Annotated in this window: 1 protein-coding gene; it reads left to right on the plus strand. The window is 58.9% G+C overall.

What is annotated here, in order from left to right:
* Window positions 1-241: ABC transporter substrate-binding protein (locus tag G8O24_RS43785; RefSeq protein WP_244646485.1), on the plus strand; the 241-nt coding region annotated here is incomplete at both ends.

Below are 241 nucleotides of genomic sequence, written 5' to 3' on the forward strand. Positions count from 1 at the left end.
ACCAAGACGGTCGATTCCTTCTTTCCCTATCAGATGCTGTGGTTCCTGGTGTCGAGCCCGGCGCAATATGAAAAGCTCGGCAAGGATTGGGACAAGTTCGCGAGCCAGCCCTCCGGCACCGGCCCGTGGAAGATGGCAAGCTTTACCCCGCGCGAACGTCTCGAGCTGGTCAAGAACGCCGACTATTGGGACAAAGCCCGTGTGCCCAAGATCGACAAGATGGTGCTCTTGCCGATGCCGG

Origin of the sequence: Bradyrhizobium campsiandrae (assembly GCF_014529705.1) — a bacterium.
GTDB classification, from domain to species: domain Bacteria; phylum Pseudomonadota; class Alphaproteobacteria; order Rhizobiales; family Xanthobacteraceae; genus Bradyrhizobium; species Bradyrhizobium campsiandrae.